The organism is Pseudomonas sp. P4_C8, from assembly GCF_056401975.1.
Genome location: NZ_JBFUIH010000036.1, coordinates 1 through 17,364, shown reverse-complemented (window position 1 = coordinate 17,364; position 17,364 = coordinate 1). Strand labels below are relative to the sequence as shown.

The 17,364-nt window shown below is 54.8% G+C and carries 14 protein-coding genes, 4 tRNA genes and 1 rRNA gene; all 19 read right to left on the bottom strand.

What is annotated here, in order from left to right; genetic code table 11:
• Positions 1-16 precede the first annotated feature (16 nt).
• The gene (rpsG, locus tag AC1DWM_RS21515; protein ID WP_002555493.1) at positions 17-487 is read right to left on the bottom strand and encodes a 30S ribosomal protein S7; all 471 of its coding nucleotides are present in this window, start codon (positions 485-487) and stop codon (positions 17-19) included.
• A gap of 118 nt (positions 488-605) precedes the next feature.
• Positions 606-977: a 30S ribosomal protein S12 gene (rpsL, locus tag AC1DWM_RS21510; protein ID WP_002555494.1), complete on the bottom strand. Its 372-nt coding sequence runs from the start codon at positions 975-977 to the stop codon at positions 606-608.
• 216 nt (positions 978-1,193) lie between these two features.
• On the bottom strand, positions 1,194-5,393 hold the full coding sequence (gene rpoC / locus AC1DWM_RS21505) for a DNA-directed RNA polymerase subunit beta' (protein ID WP_008145492.1): 4,200 nt from the start codon (positions 5,391-5,393) through the stop codon (positions 1,194-1,196).
• Between the two features lie 64 nt (positions 5,394-5,457).
• The gene (gene rpoB, locus AC1DWM_RS21500; protein ID WP_477796065.1) at positions 5,458-9,531 is read right to left on the bottom strand and encodes a DNA-directed RNA polymerase subunit beta; all 4,074 of its coding nucleotides are present in this window, start codon (positions 9,529-9,531) and stop codon (positions 5,458-5,460) included.
• Positions 9,532-9,751: 220 nt separating this feature from the next.
• The gene (gene rplL, locus AC1DWM_RS21495) at positions 9,752-10,117 is read right to left on the bottom strand and encodes a 50S ribosomal protein L7/L12 (protein WP_223521827.1); all 366 of its coding nucleotides are present in this window, start codon (positions 10,115-10,117) and stop codon (positions 9,752-9,754) included.
• Between the two features lie 74 nt (positions 10,118-10,191).
• Positions 10,192-10,692 carry a 50S ribosomal protein L10 gene (gene rplJ / locus AC1DWM_RS21490; protein ID WP_038981297.1) on the bottom strand — a complete coding sequence of 167 codons (501 nt, stop codon included), beginning with the start codon at positions 10,690-10,692 and terminating at the stop codon, positions 10,192-10,194.
• 198 nt (positions 10,693-10,890) lie between these two features.
• On the bottom strand, positions 10,891-11,586 hold the full coding sequence (gene rplA / locus AC1DWM_RS21485) for a 50S ribosomal protein L1 (RefSeq protein ID WP_008041297.1): 696 nt from the start codon (positions 11,584-11,586) through the stop codon (positions 10,891-10,893).
• Positions 11,586-12,017 (bottom strand): 50S ribosomal protein L11, encoded by a 432-nt coding sequence (gene rplK, locus AC1DWM_RS21480; protein ID WP_007933726.1) that lies wholly within the window; start codon positions 12,015-12,017, stop codon positions 11,586-11,588. The genes rplA and rplK overlap by 1 nt, the downstream gene beginning before the upstream one ends.
• A 117-nt stretch (positions 12,018-12,134) precedes the next feature.
• Positions 12,135-12,668 (bottom strand): transcription termination/antitermination protein NusG, encoded by a 534-nt coding sequence (nusG, locus tag AC1DWM_RS21475; protein WP_007896622.1) that lies wholly within the window; start codon positions 12,666-12,668, stop codon positions 12,135-12,137.
• A 9-nt stretch (positions 12,669-12,677) separates the two neighbouring features.
• The gene (gene secE, locus AC1DWM_RS21470) at positions 12,678-13,046 is read right to left on the bottom strand and encodes a preprotein translocase subunit SecE (protein ID WP_007896620.1); all 369 of its coding nucleotides are present in this window, start codon (positions 13,044-13,046) and stop codon (positions 12,678-12,680) included.
• Positions 13,047-13,091: 45 nt separating this feature from the next.
• Positions 13,092-13,167: transfer RNA gene (locus AC1DWM_RS21465), tRNA-Trp, on the bottom strand.
• Positions 13,168-13,220: 53 nt separating this feature from the next.
• Positions 13,221-14,414 (bottom strand): elongation factor Tu, encoded by a 1,194-nt coding sequence (gene tuf, locus AC1DWM_RS21460; RefSeq protein ID WP_027924378.1) that lies wholly within the window; start codon positions 14,412-14,414, stop codon positions 13,221-13,223.
• Between the two features lie 84 nt (positions 14,415-14,498).
• Positions 14,499-14,574, bottom strand: a tRNA-Thr gene (locus tag AC1DWM_RS21455).
• Positions 14,575-14,600: 26 nt separating this feature from the next.
• Positions 14,601-14,674 (bottom strand) — tRNA-Gly (locus tag AC1DWM_RS21450).
• A gap of 24 nt (positions 14,675-14,698) precedes the next feature.
• Positions 14,699-14,783: transfer RNA gene (locus tag AC1DWM_RS21445), tRNA-Tyr, on the bottom strand.
• 144 nt (positions 14,784-14,927) lie between these two features.
• Positions 14,928-15,368, bottom strand: coding sequence for a hypothetical protein (locus AC1DWM_RS21440; RefSeq protein ID WP_223521826.1), 441 nt, complete (start codon positions 15,366-15,368; stop codon positions 14,928-14,930).
• Between the two features lie 7 nt (positions 15,369-15,375).
• A complete protein-coding gene (locus tag AC1DWM_RS21435) occupies positions 15,376-16,125 on the bottom strand; it encodes a pantothenate kinase (protein WP_477796064.1) in 750 nt (249 codons plus the stop codon).
• Positions 16,115-17,074: a bifunctional biotin--[acetyl-CoA-carboxylase] ligase/biotin operon repressor BirA gene (gene birA / locus AC1DWM_RS21430; protein ID WP_223521823.1), complete on the bottom strand. Its 960-nt coding sequence runs from the start codon at positions 17,072-17,074 to the stop codon at positions 16,115-16,117. Before birA ends, AC1DWM_RS21435 begins: the two co-directional genes overlap by 11 nt.
• Positions 17,075-17,209: 135 nt before the next feature.
• A 5S ribosomal RNA gene (gene rrf / locus AC1DWM_RS21425) occupies positions 17,210-17,325 on the bottom strand.
• Positions 17,326-17,364: the final 39 nt, after the last annotated feature.

Sequence of the window (17,364 nt, the reverse complement as noted above, 5' to 3'; positions counted from 1 at the left end):
ATTAGTGACGCTAAAATTAGAAGCGGTAGTGCGAGAAAGCCTTGTTGGCTTCAGCCATACGGTGCACGTCTTCACGCTTCTTAACTGCAGCACCTTTACCTTCAGCGGCGTCCAACAGTTCGCCAGCCAAACGCAGAGCCATAGACTTCTCGCCGCGCTTGCGGGCGAAGTCTACCAACCAGCGCATTGCCAGAGCGTTACGACGGGACGGACGAACTTCGACCGGAACCTGGTAAGTAGCACCGCCTACACGGCGCGACTTTACTTCGACCAGCGGAGCGATGGCGTCGAGAGCTTTCTCGAAGATTTCCAGGGGATCGCTGTTCTTGCGTTCTTTAACTTTTTCCAGCGCGCCATAAACGATACGTTCGGCAACGGCTTTCTTGCCGCTTTCCATTACGTGGTTCATGAACTTGGCCAGGATCTGGCTGCCGTACTTTGGATCGTCAAGCACTTCGCGCTTGGCTGCTACGCGTCTTCTTGGCATGGATAAGCCCTCAAACGGTCTTCAGGTTCGCTCGGAATCGGTGCCCTTKCGGGACGCCTCCGACCTTACTCTTATCGACTCAGAAAAATAGAAAATCAGTTTTTACAAAAAGCCGCTACTACTTAGGCTTCTTGGTACCGTACTTCGAACGACCCTGGTTACGACCTTTAACGCCGGAAGTATCCAAAGAACCGCGTACGGTGTGGTAACGAACACCTGGCAAGTCTTTTACACGACCGCCGCGGATCAGTACCACGCTGTGCTCTTGCAGGTTGTGGCCTTCACCGCCGATGTACGAGGAAACCTCGAAACCGTTGGTCAGACGCACACGGCATACTTTACGCAGTGCCGAGTTAGGTTTTTTCGGCGTGGTGGTATACACACGGGTGCATACGCCACGACGTTGCGGGCAGTTCTGCAGCGCAGGTACGTCGGATTTCTCGACGATACGCTTACGCGGCTGACGTACCAGCTGGTTGATAGTTGCCATCTACTAGCTCCACTGTTGTCTTGCGACGCTATTGTCTTGCAAGAAAAGCAAAATGGCAGGAACGAATTCCCGCCAAATTTAGGGGTACAAGAGTCTAAAGAGGATCTTGCCCCCAGTCAAGGCAAGGCCCCGACCTCTCCACCCATCCAACCTCGACAAATTGTCTCGATTCGATGAACGGAGCGGTCAGGGCCTTACGCTCATTTATCGCAGAACTCAGTTACCGCTAGAGTTCAGCGCTTCGGTCAGTGCAGCTTCCACTTCACTGGCGCTTACGCGCAACGGTTTGTCAGCATCACGGCGACGCTTACGCTCGCTGTGATAAGCCAGACCGGTACCGGCCGGGATCAGACGACCCACGACCACGTTTTCTTTCAGGCCGCGCAGGTAATCGCGCTTGCCGGTTACCGCCGCCTCGGTCAGTACTCGGGTGGTTTCCTGGAAGGAAGCCGCCGAGATGAACGATTCGGTGGACAACGACGCCTTGGTGATACCCAGCAACACGCGAGTGAACTTGGAAACGAATTTCTCGTCGCCCGCCAGACGCTCGTTCTCTACCAGAACGTGAGTCAACTCCATCTGGTCGCCCTTGATGAAAGTCGAGTCGCCGGATTCAGCGATTTCAACCTTACGCAACATCTGACGCAGGATGGTCTCGATGTGCTTGTCGTTGATCTTCACGCCTTGCAGACGATAAACGTCCTGGATCTCGTTCACGATGTACTTGGCCAGCGCACTCACACCCAGCAGACGCAGGATGTCGTGTGGATCGCTCGGGCCGTCGGAGATAACTTCGCCGCGGTTTACCTGTTCGCCTTCGAAGACGTTCAGGTGACGCCACTTCGGAATCAGCTCTTCGTACGGATCGGTGCCGTCGTTCGGAGTGATAACCAGACGGCGCTTGCCTTTGGTCTCTTTACCGAACGCGATGGTGCCGCTGACTTCAGCCAGAATCGAGGCTTCTTTCGGACGACGTGCTTCGAACAAGTCGGCAACACGTGGCAGACCACCGGTGATGTCACGGGTCTTCGAAGTCTCTTGCGGGATACGAGCGATAACATCACCGATCGCAATCTTCGCGCCATCCGCTACACCAACCAGGGCGTTAGCAGGCAGGAAGTACTGAGCAATTACGTCAGTACCCGGCAGCAAGAGATCCTTGCCGTTGTCATCAACCATCTTCACAGCAGGACGGATATCTTTACCGGCAGCTGGACGGTCTTTGGCGTCGAGTACTTCAATGTTGGTCATACCGGTCAATTCGTCAGTCTGACGCTTGATCGTGATGCCTTCTTCCATGCCCACGTAGGTCACAGTACCTTTCATTTCGGTAACGATTGGGTGAGTGTGCGGATCCCACTTGGCCACGATTGCGCCAGCGTCGACCTTGTCACCTTCTTTAACCGAAATCACAGCACCGTACGGCAGCTTGTAACGCTCGCGCTCACGACCGAAGTCATCAGCGATTGCCAGCTCACCCGAACGGGACACAGCAACCAGGCAACCATCCACTCGCTCAACGTGCTTCAGGTTGTGCAGACGGACGGTACCGCCATTCTTCACCTGAACGCTGTCAGCTGCGGAGGTCCGGCTTGCCGCACCACCGATGTGGAACGTACGCATGGTCAGCTGGGTACCCGGCTCACCGATGGACTGGGCAGCAATAACGCCGACCGCTTCACCGATGTTCACCTGGTGACCACGAGCCAGGTCACGGCCGTAGCACTTGGCGCAAATGCCGTAGCGGGTTTCGCAGCTGATCGGCGAACGCACGATCACTTCATCGATGCTGTTCAGCTCGATGAACTCGACCCACTTCTCGTCTACCAGTGTGCCGGCAGGAACGATGATTTCTTCGGTACCTGGCTTGAACACGTCACGGGCAATAACACGACCCAATACGCGCTCACCCAGCGGCTCAACAACGTCACCGCCTTCAATGTGCGGAGTCATTACCAGGCCATGCTCGGTGCCGCAATCGATCTCGGTCACAACCAGATCCTGCGCCACGTCTACCAGACGACGAGTCAGGTAACCGGAGTTCGCAGTTTTCAACGCGGTATCCGCCAAACCTTTACGAGCACCGTGAGTCGAGATGAAGTACTGAAGTACGCTCAAACCTTCACGGAAGTTCGCAGTAATCGGCGTTTCGATGATGGAACCGTCCGGCTTGGCCATCAGGCCACGCATACCGGCGAGCTGACGGATCTGCGCAGCAGAACCCCGTGCACCCGAGTCGGCCATCATGTACATCGAGTTGAAAGACTCTTGGTCGACTTCGACGCCATGGCGGTCGATGACTTTCTCTTTCGAGAGGTTGGCCATCATTGCCTTGGAAACTTCGTCGTTCGCCTTGGACCAAAGGTCGATCACTTTGTTGTACTTCTCGCCCTGGGTTACCAGGCCGGAGGCGTACTGACTTTCGATCTCTTTCACTTCATCAGTAGCAGCATTGATGATGCGGGCTTTTTCATCCGGGATAACGAAGTCGTTAACACCGATGGAAACGCCGGAGATGGTCGAATAAGCAAAACCGGTGTACATCAACTGGTCAGCGAAGATCACGGTCTCTTTCAAACCAACCACGCGGTAGCACTGGTTGATCAGCTTGGAGATCGCTTTTTTCTTCATCGGCTGGTTGACGACGTCATACGACAGGCCAGGTGGAACAACCTGGAACAACAGCGCACGGCCGACAGTGGTGTCGACGATACGGGTGTTCTTGACGCTGCCACCATCACGATCGTTAACGGTTTCGTTAATCCGCACTTTGACTTTAGCGTGCAGTGCGGCTTCGCCGGCACGGAACACACGGTCAACTTCTTGCAGATCCGCGAACACACGACCTTCGCCCTTGGCGTTGATCGCTTCACGAGTCATGTAGTACAGACCCAATACAACGTCCTGCGACGGAACGATGATTGGCTCACCGTTGGCTGGCGACAGAATGTTGTTGGTCGACATCATCAACGCACGCGCTTCCAACTGGGCTTCCAGTGTCAGCGGTACGTGCACGGCCATTTGGTCGCCGTCGAAGTCGGCGTTGTACGCAGCACAGACCAGAGGGTGCAGCTGGATAGCCTTACCTTCGATCAGTACCGGTTCAAACGCCTGGATACCCAGACGGTGAAGGGTCGGTGCACGGTTGAGGAGAACCGGGTGTTCGCGGATGACTTCAGCGAGAACGTCCCAAACTTCCGGCAGCTCGCGCTCGACCATCTTCTTGGCAGCTTTGATGGTGGTAGCGAGACCACGCATTTCCAGCTTGCCGAAAATGAACGGCTTGAACAGCTCGAGAGCCATTTTCTTCGGCAGACCGCACTGGTGCAGACGCAGGGTCGGACCTACGGTAATTACCGAACGACCGGAGTAGTCAACACGCTTACCGAGCAAGTTCTGACGGAAACGACCTTGCTTACCCTTGATCATGTCAGCCAAGGATTTCAGAGGACGCTTGTTGGAACCCGTGATAGCGCGGCCACGACGACCGTTGTCGAGCAGTGCGTCGACGGCTTCCTGCAACATACGCTTTTCGTTGCGCACGATGATGTCCGGAGCGGACAGATCGAGCAGACGCTTCAAGCGGTTGTTACGGTTGATCACTCGACGATACAGATCGTTGAGGTCGGAAGTCGCAAAGCGACCGCCATCCAGCGGGACCAGTGGACGCAGATCTGGCGGCAGAACCGGCAGAACGGTCAGCACCATCCATTCTGGAAGGTTGCCGGAACCCTGGAAGGCTTCCATCAACTTCAGACGCTTGGACAGCTTCTTGATTTTGGTTTCAGAGTTGGTTTGCGGAATTTCTTCACGCAGACGGCCAATCTCGTGTTCCAGGTCGATAGCGTGCAGCAGTTCACGGACAGCTTCGGCACCCATGCGGGCATCGAAATCGTCACCGAACTCTTCCAGCGCTTCGAAGTACTGCTCGTCGTTGAGCAGCTGACCTTTTTCAAGGGTAGTCATGCCTGGATCGATAACGACATAGCTCTCGAAGTAGAGAACGCGTTCGATATCACGCAGGGTCATGTCCATCAGCAAGCCGATACGCGACGGCAGCGATTTCAGGAACCAGATGTGAGCAACTGGCGAGGCCAGTTCGATGTGCGCCATACGCTCACGACGAACTTTAGCCAGCGCGACTTCAACGCCGCACTTCTCGCAGATCACGCCGCGGTGCTTCAAGCGCTTGTACTTACCGCACAGGCACTCGTAATCCTTTACCGGGCCAAAGATCTTGGCGCAGAACAGGCCGTCACGCTCAGGTTTGAACGTACGGTAGTTGATGGTTTCCGGCTTTTTAACTTCACCGAACGACCACGAACGGATCATCTCAGGCGATGCCAATCCAATACGGATGGCGTCGAACTCTTCGACTTGACCCTGGTTTTTCAGCAAATTCAGTAGGTCTTTCAAGGCCTTTCCTCCTGGCGGAGCAGAGAGCGGGCAATCCTGCCCCGCTCTCGATTCGCGTCACGTGTTATTCGGTTTCCAGATCGATATCGATGCCGAGGGAACGAATTTCCTTGATCAACACGTTGAAGGACTCGGGCATGCCCGGCTCCATACGGTGATCGCCATCCACGATGTTTTTGTACATCTTGGTACGGCCGTTCACATCGTCCGACTTCACTGTGAGCATTTCTTGCAGAGTGTAAGCGGCACCGTATGCTTCCAGTGCCCAGACCTCCATCTCCCCGAAACGCTGACCACCGAACTGTGCCTTACCACCCAGCGGCTGCTGGGTAACCAGGCTGTACGAACCGGTAGAACGAGCGTGCATCTTGTCGTCTACCAAGTGGTTCAGCTTCAGCATGTACATGTAGCCAACAGTAACCGGGCGCTCGAACTTGTTGCCGGTACGGCCGTCGGTCAGCTGCATCTGGCCGCTTTCTGGCAGGTCTGCCAGTTTCAGCATGGCCTTGATTTCGCTTTCCTTGGCGCCGTCGAACACTGGAGTGGCCATTGGAACGCCGCCACGCAGGTTCTTCGCCAGATCCAGGATTTCCTGGTCGGAGAAGCTATCCAGATCTTCGTTACGACCGCCGATCTGGTTGTAGATCTCGTCCAGGAAGGTACGAAGTTCAGCAACTTTGCGCTGTTCTTCGATCATCCGGTTGATCTTCTCGCCCAGACCTTTGGCCGCGAGGCCGAGGTGGGTTTCAAGGATCTGACCAACGTTCATACGCGAAGGTACGCCCAACGGGTTGAGGACGACGTCGACCGGGGTGCCATTGGCATCGTGCGGCATGTCTTCAACCGGCATGATCACGGAGACCACACCTTTGTTACCGTGACGACCGGCCATCTTGTCGCCCGGCTGGATGCGGCGACGGATTGCCAGGTAAACCTTGACGATTTTCAGCACGCCTGGAGCCAGGTCATMGCCCTGCTGCAGTTTGCGCTTCTTGTCTTCGAACTTGTCGTCCAGCAGACGGCGACGATCAACGATGTAGGCCTGAGCCTTCTCGAGCTGCTCGTTCAGAGCATCTTCAGCCATGCGCAGTTTGAACCACTGACCATGCTCAAGACCGTCGAGAACTTCGTCGGTGATGTCCTGACCTTTCTTCAGACCGGCGCCGCCTTCGGCTTTGTGGCCGACCAGAGCGGAACGCAGACGTTCGAAAGTTGCGCCTTCAACGATACGGAACTCTTCGTTCAGGTCCTTGCGGATCTCGTCGAGTTGAGTCTTCTCGATCGACAGTGCACGAGCATCACGCTCAACGCCGTCACGGGTGAAGACCTGTACGTCGATGACGGTACCCTTGGTGCCGGTAGGCACGCGCAGGGAGGTGTCTTTAACGTCGCTGGCTTTTTCACCGAAGATGGCACGCAACAGCTTCTCTTCCGGAGTCAGTTGGGTCTCGCCTTTCGGAGTGACCTTACCGACCAGAATGTCGCCTGCGCCAACTTCAGCACCTACGTAAACGATACCGGCTTCGTCCAGCTTGTTCAGTGCAGCTTCACCCACGTTCGGGATGTCTGCAGTGATTTCCTCTGGCCCAAGCTTGGTGTCACGTGCCACACAGGTCAGTTCCTGAATGTGGATCGTGGTGAAGCGATCTTCCTGAACCACACGCTCGGACAGGCAGATGGAGTCTTCGAAGTTGAAGCCGTTCCATGCCATGAACGCGATGCGCATGTTCTGACCCAGTGCCAGTTCACCCATATCGGTGGACGGACCGTCAGCCATGATGTCGCTGCGCTGAACCCGATCACCTTTACGCACCAGCGGACGCTGGTTGATGCAGGTGTTCTGGTTGGAGCGGGTGTATTTGGTCAGGTTGTAGATGTCGACACCAGCTTCGCCGGTTTCAACTTCGTCATCAGCGACACGAACCACGATACGGCTGGCGTCGACGGAATCGATAACGCCACCACGACGAGCCACGACGCAAACGCCGGAGTCACGGGCTACGTTACGCTCCATGCCGGTACCGACCAGCGGCTTGTCAGCGCGCAGGGTTGGTACAGCTTGACGCTGCATGTTCGAACCCATCAACGCACGGTTGGCGTCGTCGTGCTCGAGGAACGGGATCAGCGACGCTGCAACCGAAACTACCTGTTTCGGCGATACGTCCATCAAGGTGACGTCTTCCGGCGCCTTGACGGTGAACTCGTTCAAGTGACGAACAGCTACCAGCTCGTCGATCAAGACTTTCTTGTCGTTCATCGTGGCCGAAGCCTGAGCGATCACGTGATCAGCTTCTTCGATGGCGGACAGGAACACGATCTCGTCGGTGACCAGAGCGTCTTTCACCACACGGTACGGGCTCTCGAGGAAACCATACTGGTTGGTGCGCGCATAAGCGGCCAGGGAGTTGATCAGACCGATGTTCGGACCTTCCGGCGTTTCAATCGGGCATACACGACCGTAGTGAGTCGGGTGTACGTCACGAACTTCAAAGCCAGCACGCTCACGAGTCAAACCGCCAGGGCCGAGTGCAGAAACACGACGTTTATGGGTGATCTCGGACAGCGGGTTGTTCTGGTCCATGAACTGCGACAGCTGGCTGGAACCGAAGAACTCTTTCACTGCCGCTGCCACTGGCTTGGCGTTGATCAGGTCTTGCGGCATCAGGCCTTCGCTTTCAGCCATCGACAGACGCTCTTTGACCGCACGCTCAACACGTACCAGGCCAACGCGGAACTGGTTCTCGGCCATTTCGCCTACGCAGCGAACACGACGGTTACCCAGGTGGTCGATGTCGTCGACGATGCCTTTACCGTTACGGATGTCGACCAGAGTCTTCAATACCGCAACGATGTCTTCTTTGCACAACACGCCCGAACCTTCGATCTCGGTACGACCGATACGACGGTTGAACTTCATCCGGCCGACCGCAGACAGGTCATAGCGCTCAGGGCTGAAGAACAGGTTGTTGAACAGAGTCTCGGCAGCGTCTTTGGTTGGCGGCTCGCCTGGACGCATCATGCGATAGATCTCGACCAGCGCTTCCAATTGGTTGCTGGTGGAGTCGATCTTCAGTGTGTCGGAGACGAACGGACCGCAGTCGATATCGTTGGTGTACAGAGTTTCGATGCGAACAACCTGAGACTTGGCGATTTTGGCCAGGATCTCGGTGTTCAGCTCGGTGTTGCACTCTGCCAGGATTTCGCCGGTTGCCGGATGCACGATGACCTTGGCGGTAGTGCGACCCAGGACGTAGTCCAGAGGCACTTGCAGCTCTTTGATCCCTGCTTTTTCCAGCTGGTTGATGTGGCGAGCGGTGATACGACGACCTTGCTCGACAATAACCTTGCCTTTGTCATCCAGGATATCCAGGACAGCAATTTCACCACGCAGGCGCTGAGGCACCAGTTCCAGGCTGAGGTTTTCACCTTGCACGTGGAAGACGTTGGTGGTGTAGAACGCGTCCAGCACTTCTTCAGTGGTATAGCCCAGCGCGCGCAGCAATACCGATGCAGGCAGCTTGCGACGACGGTCAATACGCACGAACACGCAGTCTTTCGGGTCGAACTCGAAGTCCAACCACGAACCGCGGTAAGGAATGATGCGTGCGGAGTACAGCAGTTTACCGGAGCTGTGCGTCTTGCCACGGTCGTGGTCGAAGAACACGCCCGGGGAACGGTGCAGCTGGGAAACGATTACACGCTCGGTACCGTTGATTACGAAGGTACCGTTCTCAGTCATCAGGGGGATTTCACCCATGTAGACTTCTTGCTCTTTAATGTCCTTGATCGCTTTGTTCGACGATTCTTTGTCGAAAATGATCAGGCGCACTTTTACCCGCAAAGGTACGGCGTAAGTTACACCGCGCAATACGCATTCTTTGACATCAAATGCCGGTTCGCCCAGGCGATAACCGACGTACTCCAGCGCAGCATTGCCGGAGTAGCTGATGATCGGGAAAACGGATTTGAAGGCCGCATGCAGGCCCACGTCGCGGAACTGATCTTTAGTCGCTCCCGCTTGCAAGAATTCACGATACGAATCCAGCTGGATGGCCAGGAGGTACGGCACATCCATGACGTCCGGCAACTTGCTAAAGTCCTTGCGGATACGTTTTTTCTCAGTATATGAGTAAGCCATCAGCGTTCCCCAGCTTGGTCACCTGCTTGTTTGGCCCCTCCCGACGGGAGCAGCCAGAAAATCGTGCAAACCCCATGGTTTGCGCCACCACATCGGGTGGTTACAGCTCGTTATCAGCACCGACCCAGTCGGCTGCAAATAACGGAAAAAGGCCGGTGGCAAGAGCCACCAGCCATCAGCCTTTCGCTTAACGCTCGGGCTGGAGGAGCAAAGTCGATGCTTACTTCAGCTCGACTTTAGCGCCTGCTTCTTCCAGAGTAGCTTTGGCTTTGTCACCGGCATCTTTCGAAACGGCTTCCAGAACCATGGCAGGAGCGCCGTCAACTACAGCCTTGGCTTCTTTCAAGCCCAGGCCGGTCAGTTCACGTACTGCCTTGATCACGTTAACTTTCTTCTCGCCAGCTTCCAGCAGCATGACGTTGAATTCGGTTTGCTCTTCAACAACAGCGGCAGCAGCAGCTGGACCAGCCGATGCAGCAGCAGCGGTAACACCGAAGGTTTCTTCCATCGCTTTAATCAGCTCAACGATTTCCACTACGGATTTCTGGCCGATTGCTTCGATGATTTGTTCGTTAGTCAGAGACATGACTCAATTCCTGAATTGGGGGACGGCCTACGCGACCATCGAAATAAACAAAAAACGCGAGAAGTTGACGAGCCTTAGGCTGCAGCAGCTTCTTTCTGGTCGCGAATTGCCGCCAGAGTACGAGCCAATTTGCTGGTAGCGCCTTGAATCACGCTCATCAGCTGGGAAATTGCTTCGTCACGGGTCGGCAGAGTTGCCAGTACGTCGATCTGATTAGCTGCGAGGAACTTGCCCTCGAACGCAGCTGCCTTGATCTCGAACTTGTCCTGACCCTTGGCAAACTCTTTGAAGATACGGGCAGCAGCGCCTGGATGTTCGTTCGAGAATGCAATCAGGGTCGGGCCGGTGAACACGTCGTTGAGAACACTGTATTCAGTGTCAGCAACAGCGCGCTTGAGCAGGGTGTTACGTACAACACGTACGTAAACGCCAGCTTCACGAGCCTCTTTACGGAGTCCGGTCATTGCGCCTACTGTTACGCCACGGGCATCAACCACGACAGCGGACAGAGCGACTTTGGCAGCCTCGTTGACTTCAGCGACGATGGCCTTCTTGTCTTCGAGTTTAATTGCCACGGGTTTAACTCCTGCTTGTTACCGTTTCATCTGGCCGGAGCCGGATGTCGTTTTGGTGTCTGATTCGGTAAGGAACCGGGAGCACCATCTGCGTAGGCTTGAGGTTTAAGACTTGCGTCGCCTACGGTCTTGGATAGCCCCCGCCAGGCAGGGACCCCAATCTTTCAATTGGCGCAATCGCTTGCGCCAACCTGTGTCTTAAGCGTCGAGCGAGCTTTGGTCGATGACCAGACCTGGGCCCATAGTGGTGCTCAGGGTAACGCGCTTGACGTAAATGCCTTTCGAGGAAGCTGGCTTGATACGCTTCAGATCAGCGATCAGGGCTTCAACGTTTTCCTTCAGCTTGACGGCGTCGAAGCCGATCTTGCCAACGGAAGTGTGGATGATGCCGTTTTTGTCGGTGCGATAACGAACCTGACCAGCCTTGGCGTTTTTAACCGCGGTAGCTACGTCTGGAGTTACGGTGCCGACTTTAGGGTTAGGCATCAGGCCGCGTGGACCGAGGATCTGACCCAACTGACCAACAACGCGCATTGCATCCGGGGATGCGATAACTACGTCATAGTTCAGGTCGCCGCCTTTCATTTCGGCAGCCAGGTCGTCCATACCTACACGGTCAGCGCCGGCAGCCAGAGCGGCCTCAGCGGCTGGACCCTGGGTGAACACAGCAACGCGAACGGTCTTGCCAGTGCCGTGTGGCAGCACAGTAGCGCTACGAACAACCTGGTCAGATTTACGCGGGTCAACACCCAGGTTAACAGCAACGTCGAACGACTCGCTGAACTTGACAGTCGACAGCTCAGCCAGCAGAGCAGCAGCGTCTACAAAGTTGTAGGACTTGCCTGCTTCGATTTTGCCGGCGATAGCCTTTTGACGCTTGGTCAACTTAGCCATTACACACCCTCCACGTTAAGGCCCATGCTACGAGCAGAACCGGCGATAGTACGCACGGCTGCTTCCATATCAGCTGCAGTCAGATCCGCGTTTTTGGTTTTCGCGATTTCTTCCAGCTGAGCACGAGTCACGGTGCCAACCTTAACGGTGTTCGGACGAGCGGAACCGCTAGTCAGACCAGCAGCCTTCTTCAGCAGAACCGAAGCAGGGGTGGACTTGGTTTCAAAAGTGAAGCTACGGTCGCTGTAGACAGTGATGATCACTGGAGTCGGCAGACCTGGCTCAAGACCCTGAGTACGGGCGTTGAAAGCCTTGCAGAATTCCATGATGTTCACGCCGTGCTGACCCAGAGCAGGACCAACAGGTGGGCTTGGGTTAGCCTGAGCGGCCTTCACTTGCAGCTTGATGTAAGCGGTAATTTTCTTGGCCATGAGGCACTCCAATTACGGGTTCAAACGCCTCGAAAGGCTCCCCGGTTACTTGCGCGTTTATCCCAGTGACGACAAAACCCCACAGCCTATGGCTGCGGGGTTGGGATGCTTGCTCAGCTAGACTTTTTCGACCTGGCTGAACTCTAGCTCTACCGGAGTAGAGCGACCGAAAATGAGCACCGCCACTTGGATCCGGCTCTTCTCGTAGTTAACTTCTTCAACCGTGCCAGTAAAATCAGCAAACGGTCCGTCATTGACACGCACCGACTCACCTGGCTCGAATAACGTCTTCGGCTTCGGCTTGTCGCTACCATCAGCAACGCGACGCAGAATTGCTTCTGCCTCTTTATCAGTGATTGGTGCTGGCTTATCGGCAGTACCGCCAATGAAGCCCATCACCCGAGGAGTATCCTTGACCAAGTGCCAAGTACCCTCATTCATGTCCATCTGTACCAGCACATAACCAGGGAAGAACTTACGCTCGCTTTTGCGTTTCTGGCCATTACGCATTTCAACCACTTCTTCAGTGGGAACCAGAATTTCGCCAAAGCCATCTTCCATGCCAGCTAGCTTTACGCGCTCTACCAACGAGCGCATGACATGCTTCTCGTAACCGGAGTAAGCATGCACAACGTACCAACGCTTAGCCACGGGACACCCTTAGCCGACAATCAAGGAAACAAGCCAGCCGAGCAGGGAATCGAGCCCCCACAACAGCAACGCCATAACCAGAACGACAGCCACAACAATCAACGTGGTCTGCGTGGTTTCTTGGCGAGTTGGCCATACGACTTTACGAATCTCGGTGCGAGCTTCCTTAACCAGTACAAAGAAAGACTTGCCCTTGACTGTCTGCAGGCCTACAAAGGCAGCTACAGCAGCAATGACGAGCAATGCAAGTACGCGGTACAGGATCGGCGAAGCAGAGTAATACTGATTGCCAACAACGCCAACAACCACCAAAGCGACTACTACTAGCCACTTGAGCAGATCGAAGCGAGAGCCTTGAGCTTCAGCTTTAGGAGTCATCTATGAAGATCCTGTGAAAAGAAAGCCAGACACACCAAGTGAATCTGGCAGGTCAGGAGGGAATCGAACCCCCAACCTACGGTTTTGGAGACCGTCGCTCTGCCAATTGAGCTACTGACCTAAAACAAAATCAGGCCGACCATTATGCCGGCCCGAAAAAGACATTACAACAAATTACTCGATGATTTTGGCTACGACACCAGCGCCGACGGTACGACCGCCTTCACGGATAGCGAAACGCAGACCATCTTCCATCGCGATGGTTTTGATCAGGGTAACAGTCATCTGAATGTTGTCACCTGGCATTACCATTTCAACGCCTTCTGGCAGCTCGCAGTTACCAGTCACGTCAGTCGTACGGAAGTAGAACTGCGGACGGTAGCCCTTGAAGAACGGAGTATGACGACCGCCTTCTTCCTTGCTCAGAACGTAAACTTCTGCAGTGAACTTGGTGTGCGGCTTAACCGAACCCGGCTTAACCAGAACCTGGCCACGCTCAACGTCGTCACGCTTGGTACCACGCAGCAGCACACCGCAGTTCTCGCCAGCACGACCTTCGTCGAGCAGCTTACGGAACATTTCAACACCGGTGCAGGTGGTGACGGTAGTGTCACGCAGACCAACGATTTCCAGTGGATCTTGAACACGAACGATACCGCGCTCGATACGACCAGTCACAACAGTACCGCGACCAGAGATCGAGAATACGTCTTCGATTGGCATCAGGAACGGCTTGTCAGTCAGACGAACTGGCTCCGGGATGTAGCTGTCCAGAGTTTCAACCAGTTTACGAACGGCAGTGGTGCCCATTTCGTTGTCGTCTTTGCCTTCCAGAGCCATACGAGCGGAACCGATGATGATCGGAGTGTCGTCGCCCGGAAAGTCGTAAGTGCTCAGCAGATCGCGCACTTCCATCTCAACCAGCTCCAGCAGCTCAGCGTCGTCTACCAGGTCAGCCTTGTTCAGGAAAACCACGATGTACGGAACGCCTACCTGACGGGACAGCAGGATGTGCTCACGGGTTTGCGGCATCGGACCATCAGCGGCCGAGCAAACCAGGATCGCGCCATCCATCTGGGCAGCACCAGTAATCATGTTCTTCACGTAGTCAGCGTGACCCGGACAGTCAACGTGAGCGTAGTGACGAATCTTCGAGTTGTACTCGACGTGTGCGGTGTTGATGGTGATACCACGAGCCTTTTCTTCTGGTGCGCTGTCGATTTTATCGAAATCAACGATAGCCGAACCGAAAACCTCGGAGCAAACACGAGTCAGAGCAGCAGTCAGAGTGGTTTTACCATGATCAACGTGACCAATAGTACCAACGTTGACGTGCGGCAGCGAACGATCGAACTTTTCCTTAGCCATCGAAACAACCCCCAACAGAAGAATTGAACAACCAATATCAACCATTAAAACAAAGGCAGATATTTTCATATCTGCCTTGTTATATGGAGCTCTTGAGCGGATTTGAACCGCTGACCTCACCCTTACCAAGGGTGTGCTCTACCAACTGAGCTACAAGAGCGAAACACTGTGCAGGACCTGCAAACTTGGAGCGGGTAGCGGGAATCGAACCCGCATCATCAGCTTGGAAGGCTGAGGTTCTACCACTAAACTATACCCGCGGAGCTTGCAGCTCTCGCTAAAAATGGTGGAGGGGGAAGGATTCGAACCTTCGAAGTCGTAGACGTCAGATTTACAGTCTGATCCCTTTGGCCGCTCGGGAACCCCTCCTAAGCGAGCCGGCATTCTACATCATGCCAGCCTTCTGTCAAGCATTTTTCTCATTAAAAACCTGAGCTTAGCTGCGTTGACATCACTTTCGCACCGTTGACCGTTAAAGGTCTTCACTGCGAAGCGGGCGCCATTCTATTCAAACTATTCAGCCGGTGCAACCCCCTCGCACGGCATTATTTTATGTTTTAACTCATTGAATTCTTTAGAAAGGTTTATCAGCTGCAAATCATCCAGTAAACGCTGGCTTTCGGGCGCTATACGCACCCAGTAACCAGACGACTCGGCAGAATCTTTCGGCAGAGTCTGGAACCTGACACCGATCTCGCCCAGACGTCGCCCAGCCGCCAAAGCGGACTCCTGACGGACAAAGCCCCCCAAATAGAGACAGCCATTTCCCGCCACTGCGGGTTTTCCCTTGTCACGGGTCGCATCAGTTGCCTCGCTTAGTAAGCGAATATCCTGTTGCGCCCCCCGGTACAAGCTCAAAGGCGTTACATCTTTCGCCCGTAGCGGGGCTTCTTGCTGATGCCAAATGTAATAAAAGACGTTCAGAACGAGCAGCAACAGAAACAACCAACGCATAAAAACCTCAGGACAATGGACACGCCATCGCTAAACCTACAAAAATCAGGTCTGGAACCAGCTTGGCCTCGGGCACGATTCCGGAGACCAGAGTCGCATCCCCCCCGGTGAGGAACACAACAAAGTCATCCCCCCAATAACTACGCGCCATCTCCAACTGAGTCAGGACAAACCCCCTCAACATAAGAGAGCATCCTCGCTCAACTGCTTCGACGGTTGTACGACCAGGAGCGAGACTCTCTAGCGCGAGCTCGGCAGCCAGGTCACCGTATCGGATTCTGMGGGTATGGGTTCGCAGCTGGTTGCGCATCAAGGGCATTCCAGGGCAAATAAAGCCGCCAAGGTGCTCCCCATCCTGAGCAATGAAGTCGGCAGTCACGGCCGTACCAAAATCAAGCACCAGGCATGCACCAGAAGCCAGATGGTACCCTCCAAGCATCGCAAGCCAGCGATCGAGCCCCAGCCGCTCAAACTCGGCGTATCCGTTGCGCACTCCAGCCATTTCGCGAGCAGGTGTCGCACACACCACGGCCACACCGAAAGTTTGCGTCAATATAGAAGTTAAAGCAGCGGTTTCTTCGGCTGTTCTGACGCTAACCAACCGACAATGCCTAAGAGCGAGCCCACCAAGCCTGCTCAAAACCTCCAGCAAAGCGTCATCCGAATCAACTACACCCTCGCTAAACACCCGCCTGACATCAGCACAGAGCACACGCCACTTGATAAAACTATTTCCACAGTCGAGCTCAAGAATCATCGCGCAACCTCAGACTGAGCTCACCGCCACTAAAGACTTTTTCAACGCCATTCACTTTCAAGCGCAAAGCCCCCTGACTGTCGATACCCAATACCTCACCATCTATCTGGCTTACGCCTGCAATCAGAGACACTGCCCGCCCCTGCCATAGGTGGTTTTGCTCCCACTCTGACTGGATCGAGGAAAATCCGTCGAGCTGGTGCCGAGCCAGGTATGCCTGGAGCATCGAGCCCAACTCCGAAACCAGGTAATTGCGATCAAACACCTTGCCTGACTCCAGACGCATTGACGTCCACAACTGATCAACCTCATCCGCCATCTGCATGTTGACGTTAATCCCAACACCCAACACCACGTGACATACATCCGCAGGATCGCCAACCAACTCGAGCAATATCCCGGCGATCTTTTTCTGCCCCACCAAAACATCGTTGGGCCATTTTAATCCCACTTCCGGAACACCGAGCGCTCGCAAGGTCTGCATGACCGCAAGTCCGACAACAAGGCTCAACCCTTCCAGTTGCCGCATTCCGCCTTCAATACGCAATACCAGACTGTAATAGATGTTTTCTGCAAAAGGACTGACCCATTTTCGACCACGCCGCCCGCGGCCAGCCGTCTGACGCTCGGCAAGCACCAAAAATGGCGCAGCTTGGCCACGCTCAATAGCCCGCAAGGCCTCAGCGTTGGTGGAGTCTATTGAATCGAAGACCAAAATTGGCCAGTCACACGTGGGTGCATTGTTTTTTATGGCGACAGGATCAAGCAACGTCAGCGGTGCCGCCAGTTGATATCCGCGACCGCGCACCTTATGAATTGACAAGCCGAGCTCAGCCTCTAAATGCTGAAGCTGCTTCCACACCGCACTACGACTGACACCTAGGGCAACACCCAGGGCCTGGCCCGAATGGAACCGGCCATCCTTAAGAAGCTTTAACAACGTCAGCATGCAAGTCTCGCCTCACAATGAGGCCCGCATGATAGCCATGCCCCGAGCCGTTGCATAGAAACCCGACAAGACGGATTTCCTGCGGACAAAACAAAACCCCTACCTGCATACGCAGATAGGGGTTTCGGAATTTAATCTTGACGATGACCTACTCTCACATGGGGAAACCCCACACTACCATCGGCGATGCATCGTTTCACTGCTGAGTTCGGGATGGGATCAGGTGGTTCCAATGCTCTATGGTCGTCAAGAAATTCGGTAGCCAGGTCGTTTACCTTTCGGTTCACGCT